Genomic DNA, 20,870 nt, shown 5'->3' on the forward strand with positions numbered 1-20,870 from the left:
AGGACGAACGGAGTTTGGATTCCAGTGACCAAGTACTCCGCCCTCTCCCTGCTGCGCGGCGCGTTCAACGGGCAGTCGCATTGGCAGCCCGCCTGGCGCGATCCTGAACCGAAGCCAAGCTATGACGTGGTCATCATCGGCGGCGGCGGGCATGGGCTGGCAACCGCCTTTTACCTCGCCAAAGTCCACGGCATCACCAATGTCGCGGTGATCGAGAAGGGCTACATCGGCGGCGGCAATGTTGGGCGCAACACCACCATCGTGCGCTCGAACTATCGGTTGGAGCCGCTCAGCCGGTTCTACGAATTCAGCCTCAAGCTGTGGGAAGGCCTGTCGGACGATCTCAACTACAACGTGATGTTCAGCCCGCGCGGCGCGCTGACGCTGGGGCATTCGGATGCCGACATGATCCGCCTTGCCGAAAAGGGCGATGCCATGGCGGTGCAAGGTATCGACGCCGAACTGCTGACCCGCGACCAGGTGATGAAGCTCGAGCCCTGCCTAGATTTCTCGCGCCAGGCCCGCTTCCCGATCGAAGGGGCGATGATCCAGTGGCGCGGCGGGACTGCCCGGCACGATGCGGTGGCCTGGGGCTTTGCCCGCGGGGCCGACAGCCGCGGCGTGGACATCATCCAGAAGTGCGAAGTCACCGGCATGGTGATGGACGGCAATCGGGTGGTTGGAGTGGAGACTACGCGCGGCCGGATCAATGCCGGCACGGTCGCGATCTGCGCTGCAGGCCATTCGGGCCATGTAGCGGCGATGGCCGGCCTGAAACTGCCGGTAGAAAGCCAGACCCTGCAGGCGATGGTCACCGAAGGCGTCAAGCCGATGGTCAACACTGTCGTGATGACCCAATCATTGCACTGCTACATCAGCCAGAGCGACAAGGGCGGGATCGTGTTCGGCGGCGATCCCGACAACTGGCCTTCATACGCCCAGCGCGGGCAGCCGGTGACGATGGAGCTGGCGGTGCAGCAGGGTCTGGCGCTGATCCCGGCGCTGTCACGCCTGCGTATGCTGCGCTGCTGGGCCGGGGTGACCGACATGAGCTTTGACGGCAGCCCGATCATCGGCACCACGCCGGTGGATGGCCTGTGGATCAACGGCGGCTGGTGTTACGGCGGGTTCAAGGCCACCCCCGGTTCCGGCTACCTGTTCGCGCATTCGCTGGCCCATGGCCGTCCCCACGAAATAGTCGAGCCGTTCAGCCTCGACCGGTTTGAGCGCGGCTCACCGGTCGATGAGAACGGCACTGGCCCGTTCCCGAATCATCGGTGATGGAAATGTGTACGCAGACCTCTCGAACGCCCATCGTCCCCCCTCCCCGCCGGGGAGGGGCCGGGGGTGGGGGCTCGACGCTGGCGTGGCCCCCCCACCCCAACCCCTCCCCATTGGGTAGGGGCTATAGATCATGAAACTGATCCCCTGCCCCCACTGCGGTAACCGCGCCCAGGCCGAGTTCGTTTATGAACGCACGGCGGATTCGGTCGTACCGCTGGATGCCGCACCAGAAGTCGCGGTTGCCGCACTGTTCACGCGCGCCAACTTGCGCGGGGTTGAAGAGGAGATCTGGCGCCACACCTACGGCTGCGGCAGCTGGATGCTGATCCGCCGTGACCGGGTGAGCCACGCCATCGAATGGGTCAAACCGATTGGGCCGAAGGTGCTGCCATGACCGGCCAGATCAATTTCACGTTCGATGGCCGCGCGCTGACAGCGAAGCCCGGCCAAACGCTGGCCGCTGCCTTGCTCGATAACGGGATCAAGCTGGTCGGCCGCAGCTTCAAATATCACCGCCCGCGCGGGATACTGTCTGCCGGGATCGAAGAGCCCAATGCGCTGGTCACCGTGGGCAGCGGCGGGCGCACCGAACCCAACACCCGCGCGACCGACCTCTTCGTCTACGAAGGCCTGGTCGCGACCAGTCAGAATCGTTGGCCGAGCCTGTCGAGCGATCTTGGCTCTGCGCTGCAACTGGTATCCAGGGCGCTGCCGGCGGGGTTCTATTACAAGACCTTTTTCGGCCCGCCCAAGCTGTGGCTGTTCTACGAGAAGTTCATCCGCCGCGCCGCTGGCCTTGGCCCAGCCCCGGCCGAGATCGATCCCGATCGCTACGCCCAGCGTGCGGCGTTCTGTGATGTGCTAGTTGTCGGATCTGGTCCGGCAGGCCTGATTGCCGCGCGCGATGCGGTTCGCGCTGGCAAGAAGGTGTTTCTGGTCGAGCAGGATGCGGAACTGGCACCCTCTCTGCTGCGCGATCCGCAAGAAATCGACGGTAAACAGGGCCGAGCCTGGGCGGGCGAGATCGCCACCGAAGTGCGCACATCCGGCGGGCGCGTCCTTACCCGGACCAGCGCCAGCGGACTGTGGGACGATCAGTTCGTCTGCCTTTCGGAGAAGCTGGTCGAACCCGGTCAGGTTCCCGTGAATGGCTTTACCCAGCGCTACTGGCATGTCCGCGCGGGCGAAGTTGTGCTGGCCACCGGCGCAATCGAGCGCCCACTGACTTTCGCGAACAACGACCGGCCCGGCGTGATGCTCAGCCAGTCGGTGCGGACCTATGTGAACCGGTTCGGCGTGGTGCCGGGCAAGCGCGTGGTCGTGGCGACCACCAATGACGATGGCTACCTGACCGCGAAGGCGCTGAGGCAAGCCGGTGCCGAAGTGATCGCCGTGCTCGACAGCCGCCCGGCTCCGGTCGGCGGGGATAGCGAATTCGCCGTGTTCAACGCTGCCGCGCCGGTGACTGCCAAGGGCGGGAAGAACGGCGTGACCGGGCTGGTGGCCGACGTGGACGGGACCACTCAGACCTTCGCTTGCGACCTGATCGCCATGTCGGGCGGGTTCACCCCGGTGGTGCACCTCCACATGCAGGCCGGCGGCAAGCTGGACTGGGATGAAGCTGCACAGGCCTTTGTTCCCGGCGCAAGCCGCTGGAACGTGCGCACCGTTGGCCTCGCCGCGCAGCCGGCCCCGGCCGAAACCGTGGGTGCAACCGGCGCTGCCAAACAGGCCTTCGTCGATTTCCAGAACGATGTGACCGTGGCCGACCTCGATCTCGCCTGGCGCGAGGGTTATCGCTCGGTCGAGCACTTGAAGCGCTACACCACGCTGGGCATGGCGACCGACCAGGGCAAGACCGGCAACATGGCCGCGCTTGACCGGATCGCGCGGCGTGAGGGGATGACCGTGCCCGAGGCCGGGCTCACGACTTTCCGCCCGCCCTATACCCCGGTTTCAATGGGCGCACTGGCCGGTATGGGAACCGGCGAACACGCCCAGCCCACCCGGCGTCCCGCGCTCTATGATCTGCATGCCGCGAAAGACCCGATCTGGCTCAACGCCGGATACTGGAAGCGCCCGCGGGCCTATCCGATTGGCGCTGAGACGCTGGCTCAAGCCGGCCTTCGCGAGGCGCGCGCAGTGCGATCTTCGGTTGGGATGTGTGACGTTTCGACCCTCGCCAAGTTTGAGGTGCAAGGCCCTGATGCGGTACAGTTCCTTGAGCGGGTCTGCCAGACCACGGTTGGCAAACTTGCTGTCGGGCGTGGGCGCTATACTTTCATGGCCCGCGAGGACGGACTGGTGTTCGATGACGGCACCGTCTGGCGGCTCGAGGAAAACCGCTACCTGCTGACCAGTTCGACCGGCGGGGCAAGCCGGATGGCGACCTGGCTGTCCTATGTCCGCAATCATCTCTGCGCAGACCTGAAGGTCTCGGTCGTCTGCGTGCAGGAGCATTACGCCGCGATGGCCGTGGCCGGGCCGCAGAGCAGCGCAGTGATGGCCGCGCTGACTGGTGAGGAAGCTCCGCGCCATATGTCGGTGGTCGAAGCCAAGATCGCCGGAGCGCCGGTGCTGGTCATGGCCGCAAGCTTTTCAGGCGAGCGCGCCTTCGAGGTCCATTTCGATGCCAGCCATGCCGAAGCGGTGTGGCGGGCAATCGAGGCTGAGGGCTGCTGTCCCTACGGGCTCGAGGCGATGGAGCTGCTGCGGATCGAAAAAGGCCACATGGTGGTCGGCACCGATATCGACGGCCGGCTGACCGCCGGGGAATTGGGCCTCGGCAAGATGGTAAGCAAGGCTGGCACCTGGATCGGCGCCGCGACTTTGCAACGCCCCGACTTTGCCGACCCGCTGCGCAAGCAATTCGTCGGGCTGGTAGCCTTGGACGGCGGCTCGATCCCCGAAGGCTCGATGCTGGTCCGCTTTATCGGCGGCGAGGCCGAGGGCCATGTTACCGGATCGGGCCTGCGGGTGCTGGAAGGCGGATCGATCGCGATCGGGCACCTCAAGGGCGGACAGGCGCGGCACGGCGAAGATCTCTACGCCTGGTCGCCCACACGCAAGCAGAAGGCGAAGGTTCGCGTCACGAGCCCACACTTCTACGATCCGGCCGGGGAGCGCTACCGTGACTGATGTGACGATCGAACAGCTCGGCCGCGCGCCGCTGCACATGCTCGAGCTGTGGGGCGATCCCAAGGCCGCGGCCAAACGGATCGCCAAGGCGCTGGGCCATGACTTACCCAAGGTTGGTAAGGCCCAGGGCAATGTTCTGCGCCTATCCCCAACCACCTGGCTGGTCGAAGGCGAAGCAGCAGCGATCGAGGCTGCCCTGGGTGACGGCGGCGCACTGACGCCAACTGGTGGCGGTTACGAGCGGGTACGGCTGTCAGGCCCGGCCTGGCGCAGCCTGCTGATGGAAGGCAGCCTGTTCGACGCGGAAAGCGCTCAATTCGCTATCGATTGCGTAGCCACCACCCCAATCGATCACGTTGCGGTGACGCTGCGGGTTGAAAGCGAGAACGCCTGCCTGGCCTATGTCCCGGCCAGCCATGCGGCTGATCTGCAGCACTTCTGGCGGCTTAGCGCAGGTGGCTTGCCGCAGTCGTAAGCCCGGTCCACAGCCACGGCGCGAAGCTGCGCCAGACATCGACGCTCCAGCGTTCTTCGCCTTTGCGGACCAGCACGATCTCGACCGTTTCGTAGATCGTCCGGCTGCCATAGCCGACCGCGAACTTCGACAGATCGCGCGGGCAGCCGCTTGACAGCACCTCGATCGCGCGCGGACCTTCAAGCACCAGCGTGACCGCACGCTCGGAAATGTCGACCACGCTCAGCGGAAGACCCTCGCCCATCGGAACCGTCGCGCCTTCGGGCAGGCGCAGCAGCCATTCGTCGGGACCGAGGCAGAGCATGCCGCCTGCGCTTTCGCCGATCTTGCCGGGAACCATGTGGCCGATCGCCTTGGCCAGCGCTGCAGGATCGCGCGCGCGCAGCGACCAGCGCGCCAGCGGCGGCGAGAGCGAGATCGAAACGCCGGGGAACTCGGCCGGCTCAGCCGGAACCGGCGCGGTGCGTGTCGCCAGATCAGACATTGAGGCGGCTCCCTTCGGCGTCATAGAACATCGGCTTCACCACCTTGGCGGTGATCGTCCTGCCCGGCATCGGCACGTGCAGGGTATCGCCCATCCGGTCGAACCCGCCGGCCACCAATGCCATCGCGATCGACCGGCCCAGGCTCGCGCTCCAGTAGCTTGAGGTCACATGGCCGATCATCTTCATCGGGATCGGCTGATTGGGATCCTCGACGATCTGCGCGCCTTCGACCAGCACTTCGGCCGGATCGTCGGTCAGCAAACCGACCAGCTGCTTGCGCCCGTTCGCCACGATATCGGGCCGCGCCAGCGAGCGCTTGCCGACGAAATCCGCCTTCTTCTTGCCCACCGCCCAGTCAAGCCCGGCGTCATAAGGGGTCACCGTGCCGTCGGTATCCTGCCCGACGATGATGAAGCCCTTTTCGGCGCGCAGCACGTGCATCGTCTCGGTGCCATAGGGGATGATCCCATGGGCCTGTCCGGCCTGCCACACCGCTTCCCAGACATGACGTCCGTAAGCCGAGGGAACGTTGATTTCAAAGCCCAGCTCTCCGGTGAAGCTGACCCGGAACAGCCGGGTCGGAACCCCGCAGATCGTGCCTTCGCGCACTGCCATGTGCGGGAAGGCGTCACCCGACAGGTCGATCCCGGAAACCAGCGGCGCGATCACCTCGCGCGCCTTGGGCCCTTGCACCGCAATCACCGCCCACTGCTCGGTGGTGCTGGTCAGCCATACGTTCAAATCAGGCCATTCGGTCTGGAGGTAGTCCTCCATCATGTTCAGCACCCGCGCCGCGCCGCCGGTGGTGGTGGTCAGGTGGAACCGGTCGGGCGCCAAACGTGCCGAGACACCGTCATCGGTGATAAATCCGTCTTCTCTGAGCAACAGGCCATAGCGGCACCGCCCCGGCTCGAGCCCCTTCCAAGGATTGGTGTACATGCGATTGAGGAATTCGGCCGCATCCGGCCCGACGACTTCGATCTTGCCGAGGGTCGATGCATCGAAAATCCCAACGCTCTGCCGCACCGCCAGGCATTCGCGCGCGACCGCCGCGTGCATGTCTTCGCCCGCCTTGGGGAAATAGCGCGCACGCCGCCACTGCGCGACCGGCTCGAACACCGCGCCCTGCGCTTCGGCCCAAGGGTCGATCGGGGTCTTGCGGGTGGGCTGGAATAGCGCGTCCTTGGCGTGACCGGCCAGTGCCCCGAAGGTCTGCGGGGTATAGGGCGGACGGAACGTGGTCAGCCCGATCGCCTGAACCGGACGATCAAGCGCGGCAGAGGCCAGCTGCAAAGCATTGAGATTGCTAGTCTTGCCCTGATCGGTCGCCATCCCGTTGGTGGTGTAGCGCTTGATATGCTCGACCGACTTCATCCCCTCGCGGATCGCCAGCGCGATGTCCTTGGCGGTCACGTCGTTCTGGAAATCGACAAAGGCCTTGATCGTCGCCGGGTTCTTCGGTGTGGGCAGCTGGCCGACATAGACCCCGCTGCCAAAGCTCCACTTGCCGCCGCAGGCGCCCAGGCAGCGGACGTTCTCGTTGGCTTTGCCGGGCAGGTACGCTCCCCAGTCCTCCGACCATTCAAGCTTGCCGAGCGAATGCGACCAGAGATGGACCGATGGGGTCCAGCCGCCCGCCATCAGCACCGCATCGCAATCAAGCTGCTGCCGCGCCGAACCGTCGGCACGGGCGATCTCGATCCCCTCGACCGCGTGGCGACCGGCAACGCCGATCACCGCCGAGCCCAGTTCCACCCGCACACCAAGTTCAGCGGCCTCGGCCAGCAACACCGCATCGACCGTCTCGCGCAGGTCGACAATCGCCGCGATCCGGACGCCAGCACGGGCCAACGCAAACGCATCGCGCCAGCCGCTGTCATGCGTCGCCATCAACGCTACATTACGGCCCACCGCGACCCCAAAGCGGTTGAGATAGGTCCGCGCCGCCGAAGCCAGCATCACGCCGGGCACATCGTTCCCTGCGAATACCAGCGGGCGTTCGATCGCGCCCTGGGCCAGCACCACCTCGCCCGCGCGGATCCGCCACAGCTTTTCGCGCGCGCCGTGTCCGGGATCGGGCAGGTGCTCGGTCAGCCGTTCGACCGCGCCGATGAAGTTGTCATGGTAATAGCCGAACGCCGTGGTGCGCGGCAGCAGCGTCACATTGGTCAGCTTGGCCAGGTCCTTCAGGCTCTCGGCCAGCCACGGCCAGAGCGTCGGATCGGCCAAGGCACCGCCGCCGAGTTCGTCCTGCTCGTCGATCAGAATGACCTTCTTCTTCGATGCCGAAGCCGCCAGCGCGGCGTCGATTCCGGCCGGTCCCGCCCCGACGATCAGTACGTCGCAGTGGGCATAGCAGGCATCGTAAACGTCGGGATCAGCATCGGTCGGCGCGTCGCCCAGCCCGGCCATCCGGCGGATCGCCGGCTCATAGAGCTTTTCCCAGAACGAGCGCGGCCACATGAAAGTCTTGTTGTAGAACCCGGCCGGGAAGAACCGCCCCAGCCGGTCGTTGATCGCGCCCAGATCGTTCTGCAGGCTGGGCCAGCGGTTCTGGCTGCGGGCATCGAGCCCTTCGTAGAGCTCGATCGCCGTGGCGCGCAGGTTGGGGGTGAAACGGCCGCCGCCGCGATCGACGCTGATCAGCGCATTGGGCTCTTCCGCGCCCGCCCCCAGCAGCCCGCGCGGGCGGTGATACTTGAAGCTGCGGCCCATCAGCAGCACGCCATTGGCGAGCAATGCCGAGGCCAGACTGTCCCCCGCCCGGCCCTGATAGCGCTTGCCATCGAAGGTGAAGTTCACCGCTGCGGCTTCGGCCACGCGGCCCAGCCCGGAAATCCGATAGGCGCTCATTTGCGGGGCTCTCCCGCCTTGTAGGTCAGCTCGAACTTGTCGGTCACCGTATCGCGCACCGCGTTGAAGAACCGGCCGCAGCCGTGAACATGGCGCCAGCGTTCATTGTGCCGCCCCTTTGGATTGGCGCGGATGAAAAGGTAGCGTTCCCAATCCGCATCGGACAGTGCCGAAGGATCGAGTGGACGGGCGATATGGGCCTCGCCGGCATAGGCGAACTCCAGCTCGGGGCGCGTGTCGTCGCAATAGGGGCAATGGATCAGGATCATGTCAGTGCGCCACCGCTGCTGCTGCCGCTTCGTCGATCAGGCGGCCGTTGCGGAACCGGTCGAGATTGAAGGGGGCATTGATCCAGTGCGGTTCATCCTTGGCCATGGTGTAGGCCAGCAGGTCGCCCGCGCCGGGGGTCGCTTTGAACCCGCCGGTGCCCCAGCCGCAATTGACGTAAAGCCCGGGAACCGGCGTCTTGCCCAGGATCGGCGAGCGATCGGGGGTAACGTCAACGATCCCGCCCCAGTTGCGCAGCATCCGCATCCGCCGGAACAGCGGAAAGATTTCGCAGATCGCGGCCAGGGTATGTTCGACGATGTGCAGCGCGCCCCGCTGCGAATAGGACACGTACTGGTCGGTCCCCGCGCCGATCACCAGCTCGCCCTTGTCGGACTGGCTGATATAGGCGTGAACCGTGTTCGACATGACTACGCAGGGGAACACCGGCTTGACCGGCTCCGAAACCAGGGCCTGGAGCGGGTAGCTTTCCAGCGGGAAATCGAGCCCGGCCATCTGCATGATCACCGAGCTGTTGCCGGCCGCAGATACGCCGACCTTTTTCGACTTGATGAAGCCGCGCTCGGTCTCCACCCCCTCGATCGCGCCGTCCGGACCGCGGCGGATGGCGGTGACGGCGCAGTTCTGGATGATGTCCACGCCCAGCGCCGCCGCCGCCCGGGCATAGCCCCAGGCCACGCTATCGTGCCGCGCGGTGCCGCCGCGGCGTTGCAGCGCCGCGCCCATCACCGGGTAACGGGCGTTGGGATTGATATCGAGCGGCGGGCAGTATTCCTTGGCCTGCTCTGCGGTCAGCCATTCGTTGTCCACCCCGTTGAGGCGGTTGGCATGGATGTGGCGCTGGAAGCTCTGCACATCGTGCACATTGTGCGCGAGCATCATCACCCCGCGCTTGGAATACATCACATTGAAATTGAGGTCTTGGCTGAGCCCGTCCCACAGCTTTACCGCGTGGTCATAGAGGTGCGCGCTTTCATCGTAGAGGTAGTTCGAGCGGACGATCGTGGTGTTGCGTCCGGTGTTGCCGCCGCCCAGCCAGCCCTTCTCGATCACCGCGACCTTGGTGATGCCGTACTTCTTGGCGAGGTAATAGGCCGCGCCCAGGCCGTGGCCACCGGCCCCGACGATGATCGCGTCATATTCGGCCTTGGGCTGGGCATCGGGCCACAATTCGGGCCACGACTGGTGCCCGCCGAGCGCTTTGGCGAACAGGCTGAATGCGGAAAAGCGGGTCACTGGGATGCTCCCTGCAGCGATGCCAGGGCCGCGCGCGAGCGGCTGACATAGAAATCCTTGAAGGCTTCGACCATTTGTTCGTCGAGCGAGTAATGCCCCTGCGTGTAACCGTCGGTGGCGATCCCGGCGTGGTTGAGTTCGGACAGATGCCCGTCCTGCCGATTGGTCGCGCGCCACACCGCGCATAGGCTCTCGGTGTGGTAATCCTGCCCTTCGACCGCGTCTTCGTGGACCAGCCACGACGTACGCAGCAAGGTGCTGTCGGGCCCAAGCGGGGTCAGCGAGAAGGTGACCACGTGGTCGCAGAAGAAGTGGTGCCAGCTGTTGGGCTGGGTGTGGACCGACAGGCTGGAACTGTCGCTTTCAGGCAGGCTCCAGATCGGCAGGCGTGAGGCGGGCTGCCCATCGAGCGTCGCCGAGGTTGTGCCCTGCGCCATCGGCAGACGCGAGACGCGGTGCCAGCCATCATCGGGAAATTCGATCAGGTCGCGGTAGATGCCAAGTTCTTTCCACTTGGCGATCTGGCTGCCGACATAGGCATCGCAGGCCTTGCTTTCCTCGCTTTCGACCGGGGTGTCGCTGTCAAAGCCATAGGCCAGGAAGGTCTGGTTGAGTTCCGGGTGATTGCTATCGCAGTGATAGCATTCGCGGTTGTTCTCCATCACCAGCTTCCAGTTGGCCTGGTGGGCCATGTCTTCCTGCACCGCGACCTTCAGCCGATCGAGATTGTAGAGCGATACCTGGTCGGCAATGTCATGCTTGGCGCGGTCGATCGGCGGAGGATTGTCGGCCAGGCAGATGAACAGCAGTCCGCCCAGGTTTTCCAGCGCGACCGGCTTCAGGCCGTGCTCCGTCTTGGCGAACCCATCGGGCATATTGCGCGCGGCCAGCAGCTTGCCGTCAAGGCCATAGGACCATTGGTGATAGGGACAGGTGAAGCGCGGATTGCTGCCCTTGCCGGCGGTGCAGATTTTTGCCCCGCGGTGCGAGCAGGTGTTGTGGAACGCGCGCACTTCACCGTCGCGGCCGCGGACCACGATGATCGAGGCGTTGGCCATCTCGAACAGGTAGAAATCGCCCGGGTTCTTCACGTGTGCGACGGTGCAGGCGTAAAGCCAGACCGACTTGAGCAGAGTCTGCGTATCGAATTCGAACGCGGCATCGCTGATGTAGAGCCCCTGTGGCAGGCTGCGCCCGCGTTGGTCCTGACCAAGCCAGCCCGCCACAGAGGAATACATAGTCATCAGCTCATGCCTTCAGCGCGGTATTGTCCGGATCGAACGGACTATCGGGGATCACCACAGCCTTGTGGCGCTGGCCGAGGATCGAAATCTCCAGCTCGGTGCCGACGACGGCCAGCTCGGGTCGGACCATCGCCAAGGCCAGGCTCTTGTTCACGCGCCAGCCATAGCCGCCCGAGGTGACCCGGCCGACCAGTTCATCGCCCTGATAGATCGGCTCGCTGCCGCGCGCGTCGGCATCGGTCACTCCCAGCACTTCCATCGTGACGAGCTGATTGCCAAGGCCCGCTTCCTTGCCGGCCAGCAATGCGTCCTTGCCGTGGAAACCGGGCTTCTTCAGGCTGATGAAGCGATCAAGCCCGCTTTCGTAGGCGTTGTATTCGATCGACAGTTCGCGCGGGATCAGCTTGTAGCTCTTCTCCAGCGCCATCAGGGTCATCGCCTTGATCCCGAACGGCTTGATGTCGAACTCGGCACCGGCCTCCATCAGCTTGTCGAAGATGTAGTTCTGCATCTCGATCGGGTGGTGGATTTCCCAGCCGAGCTCGCCGATGAAGTTGACCCGCAGCGCGTCGACCGGGGCCGCACCGATCGAGATCCACTGGCCGGTCAGCCAGGGGAACGCCTCGTTCGAAAGGTCGGCGCGGGTCAGCTTGGCCAGCACGTCACGGCTGCGCGGACCGGCCAGAACCAGCACACCCATCGCGGTGGTCAGGCGCTCGAAAGTGACCGAACCATCGCTGGGCAGCGCCTTCTTGAGATAATCCTGATCGTGCCGTTCATAAGCGCCCGCCGAGACCAGGTAGTATTCCTGCGGAGCGGTCTTGTAGACCGTGAATTCGGCGCGCACACCGCCCTTGGCTGTCAGCAGGTAGGACAGGGTTACCCGGCCGACCTTCTTGGGCACGGCATTGGTCAGCAGCCCGTCGAGCCAGGCCTCGGCACCCGGGCCGCTGATCCGGCACTTGGCGAACGCGCTCATGTCCTGCAGCCCGACCTTTTCGGTCACGTGGCGGCATTCGTTGCCGACATGCTCGAAATAGTTCGAACGGCGGAACGACCATTTCTCGCGGATCGGCTCGCCGGGGGCATCAGGGTGGTTGTGGTTGAGCAACACGTCAGGCCGGTCAAGATCGGCATCCGACAGTTCATAGCCCTTGGGCGCGAACCAGTTCGGCCGTTCCCAGCCGAAGACCGAGCCGAACACCGCGCCGAGGTCCTTCATCCGGCCATAGCACGGGGTCTGGCGCAGCGGGCGGGCCGCCTCGCGCTCTTCGTCCGGGTAGTGCACGGTGAAGACCTTGGCATAGGCTTCTTCGTTCTTCTGGATCAGATAGCCTTCGCCGGCATAGTCACCGAAGCGGCGCGGATCGACGCCCATCATGTCGACGCTGGGCTCGCCCTCGACGATCCAGTGCGCAAGCTGCCAGCCGGCCCCGCCCGCCGCGGTGATCCCGAACGAGTGGCCTTCGTTGAGCCAGAAGTTCTTGCGGTCCCAGGCCGGGCCGACGATCGGCGAGCCATCGGGGGTATAGGCGATCGCGCCGTTGTAGACCTTCTTGACGCCAACCTCGCCGAACGCCGGCACGCGGGCGATCGCGGTTTCGATATAGGGCATCAGCCGGTCAAGCGCGTCGGGGAACAGTTCGTATTCGCTGTTCGCGGCCGGGCCATCGACGTAGCAGGCCGGCGCGCCGATCTCGTAGGGGCCGAGCAGCAATCCGCCCGCTTCCTCGCGCATGTACCATGAGCTGTCGCTTTCGCGCAGCACGCCCATTTCGGGCAGGCCCTTGGCCCGGCGCTCCATGATTGCGGGGTGCTGGTCGGTGACGATGTACTGGTGCTCGACCGGAATCACCGGCACGTCGAGCCCGACCATGCGGCCGGTCTGGCGCGCGAAGTTGCCGGTCGCCGAAACCACGTGTTCGCAGGTGATTTCGCCCCCCACACCATTGCATTCGGTCGAGACCACCCATTCGCCGTTCGGCTTCTGCAGGATGCCGGTGACGGTGGTGTTGCGTTCGATCGTCGCGCCGCGTTGGCGCGCGCCCTTAGCCAGCGCCTGGGTCAGGTCGGCGGGCTGGATATAGCCATCGGCCGGATGCTGGATCGCGCCGATGATTCCGTCGACATCGCACAGCGGCCAGACTTCCTTGACCTGGTCCGGGGTGAGGAAGTTGACTTCCACCCCGATCGTCTTGGCGACCCCGGCATAGTACTTGTATTCGTCGAACCGGTCTTCGGTGCGTGCCAGGCGGATGTTGCTGACCTGGGAGAAGCCGACGTTGAGCTCGGTCTCCGCCTCGAGGCTGGGATAGAAATCGACCGAATACTGGTGCAGCTTGCCGACCGAGTAAGACAGGTTGAACAGCGGCAGCAGCCCGGCAGCGTGCCAGGTCGAGCCCGAGGTCAGTTCCTTGCGCTCGATCAGGACAACATCCGACCAGCCCATCTTTGCGAGATGATAAAGCGTCGATACGCCCACCACGCCGCCGCCAATCACCACCACCCGCGCCGTCGATTTCATTGCAATAGCCTGCCTGTCCTACGTCGAGCCTGCCCCATGCCAGCGAGAGGGCCACCGCGACAACAGCAGTGCGCGTTATGGCGCTTTCTTATGGTTTGGATTAGCCCGCTTTGGCTGGACTAGATCGTCAAAACGATCTTTCCGACGTGGCGTTTTTCCATGAAGACCCGCTGCGCCGCCTCGATCTTCTCAAGCGGATAGGTGGCGCAGACCAGCGGGCGCACTTCGCCGCGTTCGATATGGCCGACCAGCTGGGCGAAGACCCCGGCATCCAGCGCGGTACAGCCGAACAGGGTCAGATCCTTGAGGTAAAGCGTGCGCAGGTCCAGTTCCACCACTGGTCCGGCGATCGCGCCCGAGCAGGCATAGCGCCCGCCGGGCCTTAGCGCGCCCAGCAGACCGCCAAAGCCTGGCCCGCCGACCACGTCGATCACCGCATCGAAATGGTCGCCTTCCAGCGGAGCATGCCGATCAAGTACTTCGTCGGCTCCAATATCGGCCACTGCGCGGTGCTTGGAGCTGCCGGCCAGCGCGGAAACGAAGGCACCGCGCCGCCGCGCCAGCTGCACCGCTGCCGAACCGACCCCACCCGATGCGCCAGTCACCAGCACCCGCTCGCCCGCCTTCACGCCGCTGCGATGCAGCAGGTTCTCGGCGGTCGAATAGGCACAGGGGAACGAGGCAAGTTCGGTATCGCTGAGCGGTGATTCGATCGCGTGGGCATGGGCCGAAGGGGCCTTGGTATATTCGGCAAAGGCCCCGTCGCATTCCGAACCGAAGAAATCGACCCCGCCATCGGCCCGGCGGAGGGCCGGTTCGACCAGCACCCGCTGCCCAATTCGCGTTTCGCTGACCCCTTCGCCAACCGCAACGATCTCTCCTGCGGCATCGATCCCCTGGATCCGGGGAAAGGAAAACTGCGCCCCGCTCCAGCCCTCGCCCTGAGCCTCGGAAAAGCCTTCGGCGCTGCCCGACGACGTGGAGCCTTCGACCGCCGGGGAATACCAGCCGATCCGGGTGTTGATATCGGTATTGTTGACGCCCGCCGCACTCACCCTGATCAGCACCTCGCCCGGGCCGGGCGTGGGTGTGGGCAAGTCGATCCGGTATTCCAGCTTGTCGAAGCCACCGAAGCCGGTGAGGATTACCCCCCGCATTTCGGCAGGCACCTCGTCAGCCATGCTTCAGGTGCCTGAGGTACCAGTTCTGGAACGTCACCAGAGCTCGCTCCTGCGTTGAATAGCGCCCAGGCTGATAACGCGAGGAGAGGATTCCGGTCTGGTTATCCTCGGTGATCTGCTTGTCTTGCATGGTCGTGGTGTGCCAGCCCCAGGTCATCTTCCCAACGTCATAGTCCTGGGCCGCGCCGTCAACCAGCCAGATCACATCAACATCGGTTTGCATCGGTCCGCGCGGAGTAAAGCGGAACAGCATGGCGAAATCACTATCGGCGACAATGTGGCTGAATGGGCTGAAACTAACGTGCATCCTGCCCAGATCCCAGTCACTGCGCTTGCCCATCAGGCTGGAGGCGGGCTGACCATCTTGCGTCTCGGTCAGAAAGCCGTCGCGGATCGAACGCTGGATCATCGCACGCAGATGCGTGCTCTCTGGCCCATCGTCGATTGAATAGATGGGGCGGCCCATCGCCTCGGCCCGCGCTTCCCATGCTTCAAGCACAGGGGCATATTTCTCGACCGCTTCTTGCGGGCCAGAACTTGGTCCCGCTCCCACTGCCAGCAAAGCTTCGGGTGGGTGCATGGAGCAGAACTCCGGATGAGCCGGAACGCAGTGGTAACATTCGAGGAAATTCTCGACCACCAGTTTCCAATTGGCCGCCGTGGGATAGCGCCCGACGTGCACCACCTTGGCCCCGGCAAAGCCGTGGTAATCGAGGATCGGGTCGAGCTCGGCGAAAGTTGCGTCGAAATCCTCGGGCTCGGCTTCGGACAGGTTCACGAAAATCAGGCCATGGAAGACGCGGACATGGCATTTGTGCAGGCTGTGTTCGGCCTTGTCGAAATCCTCCGGCATCAATCGCGCCGAAAGGAGTGAGCCATCGAGGCTGAAGCTCCAGGCGTGGTAAGGACAGACCAGCACCCGGGCATTCCCGCTTTCCGCCGAACACAGCGTTGATCCGCGGTGGCGGCAGACGTTGTAGAAGGCCCGGACGGTGTCAGCATTCTCGCGCACGATCAGGATCTGCTCGCCGCCGACCTTGAACAGGAAGTAGTCGCCCTTGCCCGGAATCTGCGAGACATGGCCGGCAATCAGCCACTTGCGCGAAACGATCGCATCCATATCGGCCGCAAACACGTCCGGGCTGGCATAGAACGCCTGCGGCAGGCTGTAGCCCTCACGGGTCTGGGCCAGCAGGTCGCCAATCAAGGCCTTGCGGTCCATCAGCATCGGATTTTCTCATTCCCCGCATCGAACAGCGGCTTGAGGGATGCCGTGGCGGGATAACGCACCCCGGCGATCTCGATTTCATAATCGTCGGCACCGATCGCGCCGACAACACCGCCATCGGGCGCGGTAACATAGCCAAGGGCTCCGCAAGCCCCCAGCGTGTGGCAATACATGCCCGAGCGGACATAGCCGGCGATCCGCTCACCCTGCCAGATCGGCTCATTGTGGTAGACCATCGGTGCCGGGTCCTTGAGCAGGAACTGCACCAGCTTCTGCCGCACGCCTTCCGCCTCCTGCCGGACCAGCGCATCGCGGCCGATGAAGCCGCCGGGCTTGTTCAGCTTCACCGCAAAGCCCAGCCCCGCTTCCAGCGGCGTATCCTCGTCGGTCACGTCATGGCCCCAGTGGCGATAGCCCTTTTCCATCCGCATCGAATTGAGCGCATGATAGCCGCAATGCTTGAGGCCAAATGCTGCGCCCGCGGCGACGATTTCGTCATAAACCCCGGCCATGAACTCGCTCGGCACATAAAGCTCCCAGCCCAGCTCACCGACGAAGGTGATCCGGCTGGCGCGCACCAGGCCATAGCCCAGCTCGATCTCGCGGCTGGTGGCGAAGGGGAAGGCTTCGTTCGACAGATCTTCAGGGGTCAGCGACTGCAGCAATGCCCGCGACTGGGGCCCCATGATCGCGATCACCCCCATGCCCGAAGTGACATCGGTCAGCACCGCATGGGCATCGGCCGGGGTGTGCCGCTTGACCCATTCGAAGTCCTTGGTCTGGGTTTCCGCACCGCCGACAATCAGATAGGCGGTTTGCGACAAGCGGGTCACGGTCAGGTCGGCCTCGATCCCGCCCTTTTCGTTGAGCCACTGGGTATAGACCATTCGCCCCGGTTCGACATCGACGTCGTTGGCGCAGATCCGATTGAGCACCGCACAGGCATCGCGGCCTTCGAGGCGGAATTTGGCGAAGCTCGACTGGTCGAACAGGCCCACCGCCTCGCGCACCGCCTTGCATTCCGCCGCGCTGCTTTCGAACCAGTTCTGGCGGCCGTAGGAATATTTATATTTGGGCGTGGTGCCGGGCTCGCCATACCAGTTGGCGCGTTCCCAGCCGAACGCCTCGCCAAAGCAGGCGCCCTGCGCGGCGAGCCGGTCATGCAGCACCGATTTGCGCACGCCGCGGGCCGTTTCGTACTGCTTGAACGGGTAATGCGTGGCGTAAAGCAGGCCCAGGCTTTCGCTGACGCGTTCCTGCAAGTACTTGCGGTTGATCTGGAACGGCATGTTGCGGCGAACGTCGACGGTCCACAGGTCCGCCGGCGGCATCCCGTCGCGAATCCATTCGGCCATGACCTTGCCGACCCCGCCGGCCGATTGCAGCCCGATCGAATTGAGTCCGGCCGAAACGAAACAGCCCTTCAGCTCGGGCGCTTCGCCGATGTGATAGCGCACATCCGGGGTAAAGCTTTCGGGGCCGCAGAAGAACTTCTGGATCCCGGCATTCTCCAGCGCCGGAACCCGCTTCATCGCGTCGAGCAGCAGCGGCTCGAAGTGTTCGAACGATCCCGCGATCTCGTCAAAGCAGAAATCTTCGGAAATGCCCTCCATTCCCCAGGGCCGGGCATTGGGCTCGAACGCGCCGACCAGCAGCTTGCCGGCATCGTATTTGTAGTAGCCGCAGTGGTCATAGTCGCGCAGCACCGGCAGGCTCGGATCGATCCCGGCAACCCCTTCGAACATCACGTAATAATGCTCGCAGGCATGCAGCGGCACGGCCACGCCGATCCCCGCACCCAGATCGCGGGTCCACATCCCGCCGGCCAGAACCACGTAGTCGGCATCGATCGCGCCGTGCTCGGTATCGATCCCGGTTACCCGCTCGCCGTCGTGACGGATCCGGGTGACCTTGCAATTCTCGACTATCTTCGCTCCGCCAGCCCGGGCGCCCTTGGCCAGCGCCTGGGTAATATCGACCGCATTGGCATAGCCATCCGACGGAATGTGGATCCCGCCCACCAGATCGCCGACCTCAACGATCGGGGCCATCGCCTTGATCTCTACCGGGGTAACGACATGAACCGGCAGGTCGAAGACCTTGGCCATCGAGGCACTGCGCTTCAGTTCCTCGAACCGCTCGGCATTGGTCGCCATCGAGATCGAGCCGCACTGGCGGTAGCCGGTCGCCTGGCCGGTTTCGGCCTCAAGCCCGCGATAGAGCTCGCCGGTGTACTTGGCGAGCTTGGTCATGTTGATCGAGGTGCGCAGCTGGCCGACCAGCCCGGCGGCGTGCCAGGTGGTGCCGCAGGTCAGCTGCTTGCGTTCGCACAGCACAACATCGCTCCAGCCGATCTTGGTCAGGTGATAGGCGATCGAGGTTCCGATCACGCCGCCGCCGACAATGACGACGCGGGCGCGCTTGGGCAGGTCGACCATCGGTTCAGGCCTTCATTCGCGAGTTGTCTGGATCATAGGCCGGATCGGCCAGCACGGTTGCCGGGCGGCGTTCGCCCTGCAGCACGATGTCGAACTTCGATCCTGGCGCGGCATATTCGGGCGGGACACAGGCGAAGAACAGGCTCTTGCCTGTACGGTGGCCATAGCCGCCGGAGGTGACGAGGCCGATGCAGGCCTCGCCGACCAGGCACGGCTCGGTGCCGCGCGGATCGACATTGGCCGCATCGACCTCGCCGTAAACGATGCGCAGTCCCCTTTCCTGCGCATCGAGGGAGGCCTGTTTGCCGGTGAAATCTTCCTTCTTCAGGTTGATGAAGCGGCCCATGTCGGCCTCGAACATGGTCAGTTCGTTGGTCAGCTCGCTGCCCCAGGCCTTGTAGCCCTTTTCCATCCGCATCGCGTTGGCGGCATAGAGCCCATAGTCAACAATGCCGTGCGCCTCGCCCGCCGCCCAAATCGCGTCATAGACCGCCTCCAGGTCCGCCATCAGCGGGTGCAGTTCCCAGCCGAGCTCGCCGGCATAGGACACCCGCAGCGCGCGGACCGGGCACCCGGCGATCTCGATCTCCTGCCCGCTAAGCCAGCGGAAACCGGCGTTGCTGAGGTCGGCGGCGGTCACCGCAGAGAGCACATCGCGGCTCTTCGGACCGTTCATCACCAGCACACCGCGGTCCATGGTGACGTTGGCCAGCGCGACCTGCTCGCCCGGCAGGCGGTGCTGGACCAACCAGTCCCAGTCGCGCTGCTCGGCAGCAGCGGCGCTCAGGCAATAGAAGTGATCGTCGGCCAGCCGGGTGACGGTCATTTCGCCCTGGATCCGCCCACCGCTCGAAAGGATATGAACCAGCGCGATCCCGCCCTGTTTGGTTGGCATGCGATTGGCGCAAAGGCGGTTGAGGAAGGCCTCTGCATCGGGGCCGGTCACCTCGTATTTGGCGAAGCCCGACAGGTCGAGCACGCCGACGCCATCGGCCACCGCCCTACATTCCGCCGCGACAACTTCGACCACGTTGGTGCGGTGGTAGCCGCCTTCTTCCTCGCGCCCGTCGAGGCTGAACCATTTGGGCCGTTCCCAGCCATAGGTCTCGGCATAGACCGCGCCCTTGGCCTTCAGCTTTTCGTACAGCGGGCTGACCTTCTGCGGACGGCCATCGGGCTCTTCCTCGCCCGGCAGGCGGGTGGTGAAGGTCATCCGGTAATCGAGGAACACCTTGTCGCGGCTGTACTGCTCGTCGGCATAGGGGCCGTAACGGCGCGGATCGAATTCGACCATGTTGATCTCGCTGTCGCCGTGGACCATCCACTGGGCGAGATACTTGCCGGCCCCGCCGCCCTGGGCGATGCCAAAGCTGGTGCCGCAGCAATGCCAGAAATTGGTGAGACCGGTCGCCGGCCCCAAGAGCGGCCCGCCATCGGGGGTGTGCGGGATCGCACCGTTGACGACCCGGCGGATGCCGACTTCGCCGAACACCGGGATCCGCTCGATCGCGCGCTCAAGCCATTTGGAGATCCGGTCGAGATCGTCGGGGAACAGCTCGCTGGTCGATTGCCATTCGGGGTGGCCGCCGCGCGGGGCCCAGGCTTCGGCCAGGCCGATGTCCTCATAGACCCCGATCAGCCCGCTCTTCTGCTCCTGCCGCATATAGCCGGACATGTAGGAATCGCGCATCACCGGCATTTCTTCCGACCGTTCCTGGAACGCCGGGATCGGATCGGTGACGAGGTAGTGGTGCTCCATATTGGTGACCGGAATGTCGATCCCGGCCATCTGCGCGACCTGCCGGGCATAACAGCCGGCAGCATTGACCACCATCCCGGCGCGGACCGTGCCCTGCTCGGTCTCCACATCCCAATCGCCGCTGGGCAGCTGGGTGAAAGCGGTCACGCGGTTCTTGCGGACGATCTTCGCGCCCATCTGCCGCGCTCCGATCGCCAGCGCGTTGCAGATGCCCGATGGGTCGGCGTGGCCGTCATCGGTGGTCCAGGCCCCGGCTATCACGCCGTCGGTTGTAACGAACGGGTTGATCTCGCGGATCTTGGCCGGGTCGATCAGCTCCATGTTGAAGCCGACCACCTTCGAGAAGCCCTGGATATATTTCATCCAGGCCAGTTCGCGCTCGTTGGTCGCAAGGCGGATCCCGCCCGACTTGTGCCAGCTGACATATTGACCGGTCAGCCCTTCGAGCTGCGGATAGAGCCAGTTGGAATAGGCATGCATCTTGGCGAGGTTGAAGCTGCCGGTGATGTTGGGGCATTGCCCGGCGGCGTGCCAGGTCGAACCCGAAGTCAGCTCGTCCTTTTCGATCAGCAGGATGTCGGTCCAGCCCTCTTGGGCGAGATGGTAAAGCAGGCTTGCCCCCATGATCCCGCCGCCGATGATAACGACCCGCGCTTGCGCCTGCATCGAATTTACCTCTCCCATGATCGGTCCAACTTAGGGTGCCGGATGCGGCCTCGACAAATGTGCAATTCCGA

At 64.5% G+C, this 20,870-nt stretch carries 14 protein-coding genes; 4 read left to right on the forward strand and 10 right to left on the reverse strand.

From position 1 onward, the window contains the following. Window positions 1-24: 24 nt before the first annotated feature. The 4 genes from B2V17_RS13615 (at window position 25) to B2V17_RS13630 (ending at window position 4,897) form a co-directional block, all read left to right on the forward strand. Entirely contained in the window at window positions 25-1,281 is a 1,257-nt protein-coding gene (locus B2V17_RS13615; protein WP_292998586.1) for a sarcosine oxidase subunit beta family protein, read from the forward strand. Window positions 1,282-1,414: 133 nt separating this feature from the next. Continuing rightward, window positions 1,415-1,678: a sarcosine oxidase subunit delta gene (locus B2V17_RS13620; protein ID WP_292998588.1), complete on the forward strand. Its 264-nt coding sequence runs from the start codon at window positions 1,415-1,417 to the stop codon at window positions 1,676-1,678. Then, window positions 1,675-4,422: a 2Fe-2S iron-sulfur cluster-binding protein gene (locus tag B2V17_RS13625; RefSeq protein ID WP_292998590.1), complete on the forward strand. Its 2,748-nt coding sequence runs from the start codon at window positions 1,675-1,677 to the stop codon at window positions 4,420-4,422. Before B2V17_RS13620 ends, B2V17_RS13625 begins: the two co-directional genes overlap by 4 nt. Beyond that, complete coding sequence (locus B2V17_RS13630) at window positions 4,415-4,897, forward strand: sarcosine oxidase gamma subunit (RefSeq protein ID WP_292998591.1); 483 nt, start codon at window positions 4,415-4,417, stop codon at window positions 4,895-4,897. The genes B2V17_RS13625 and B2V17_RS13630 overlap by 8 nt, the downstream gene beginning before the upstream one ends. Here B2V17_RS13630 and B2V17_RS13635 read toward each other — a convergent pair. The 10 genes from B2V17_RS13635 to B2V17_RS13680 form a co-directional block, all read right to left on the reverse strand. Then, entirely contained in the window at window positions 4,869-5,381 is a 513-nt protein-coding gene (locus tag B2V17_RS13635; RefSeq protein ID WP_292998593.1) for a sarcosine oxidase subunit gamma, read from the reverse strand. The genes B2V17_RS13630 and B2V17_RS13635 overlap by 29 nt on opposite strands. After that, window positions 5,374-8,235: a 2Fe-2S iron-sulfur cluster-binding protein gene (locus tag B2V17_RS13640; protein WP_292998595.1), complete on the reverse strand. Its 2,862-nt coding sequence runs from the start codon at window positions 8,233-8,235 to the stop codon at window positions 5,374-5,376. The genes B2V17_RS13635 and B2V17_RS13640 overlap by 8 nt, the downstream gene beginning before the upstream one ends. Continuing rightward, entirely contained in the window at window positions 8,232-8,504 is a 273-nt protein-coding gene (locus B2V17_RS13645; RefSeq protein ID WP_292998597.1) for a sarcosine oxidase subunit delta, read from the reverse strand. The genes B2V17_RS13640 and B2V17_RS13645 overlap by 4 nt, the downstream gene beginning before the upstream one ends. 1 nt (window position 8,505) lies before the next feature. After that, window positions 8,506-9,759: a sarcosine oxidase subunit beta family protein gene (locus tag B2V17_RS13650; RefSeq protein ID WP_292998599.1), complete on the reverse strand. Its 1,254-nt coding sequence runs from the start codon at window positions 9,757-9,759 to the stop codon at window positions 8,506-8,508. Continuing rightward, a complete protein-coding gene (locus B2V17_RS13655; protein WP_292998601.1) occupies window positions 9,756-11,003 on the reverse strand; it encodes an aromatic ring-hydroxylating oxygenase subunit alpha in 1,248 nt (415 codons plus the stop codon). Before B2V17_RS13655 ends, B2V17_RS13650 begins: the two co-directional genes overlap by 4 nt. A 4-nt stretch (window positions 11,004-11,007) precedes the next feature. Then, a complete protein-coding gene (locus B2V17_RS13660; protein ID WP_292998602.1) occupies window positions 11,008-13,527 on the reverse strand; it encodes a GcvT family protein in 2,520 nt (839 codons plus the stop codon). Window positions 13,528-13,646: 119 nt separating this feature from the next. Next, window positions 13,647-14,708, reverse strand: a complete 1,062-nt coding sequence (locus B2V17_RS13665; RefSeq protein WP_292998603.1) for an alcohol dehydrogenase family protein — start codon at window positions 14,706-14,708, stop codon at window positions 13,647-13,649. Then, entirely contained in the window at window positions 14,701-15,936 is a 1,236-nt protein-coding gene (locus B2V17_RS13670; protein WP_292998604.1) for an aromatic ring-hydroxylating oxygenase subunit alpha, read from the reverse strand. Before B2V17_RS13670 ends, B2V17_RS13665 begins: the two co-directional genes overlap by 8 nt. Next, on the reverse strand, window positions 15,930-18,374 hold the full coding sequence (locus B2V17_RS13675; protein WP_292998606.1) for a GcvT family protein: 2,445 nt from the start codon (window positions 18,372-18,374) through the stop codon (window positions 15,930-15,932). The genes B2V17_RS13670 and B2V17_RS13675 overlap by 7 nt, the downstream gene beginning before the upstream one ends. A 4-nt stretch (window positions 18,375-18,378) precedes the next feature. Next, window positions 18,379-20,817: an FAD-dependent oxidoreductase gene (locus B2V17_RS13680; protein ID WP_292998608.1), complete on the reverse strand. Its 2,439-nt coding sequence runs from the start codon at window positions 20,815-20,817 to the stop codon at window positions 18,379-18,381. Between the last annotated feature and the right edge of the window lie 53 nt (window positions 20,818-20,870).

Origin of the sequence: Novosphingobium sp. UBA6272 (genome assembly GCF_002440635.1) — a bacterium.
Taxonomy (GTDB): domain Bacteria; phylum Pseudomonadota; class Alphaproteobacteria; order Sphingomonadales; family Sphingomonadaceae; genus Novosphingobium.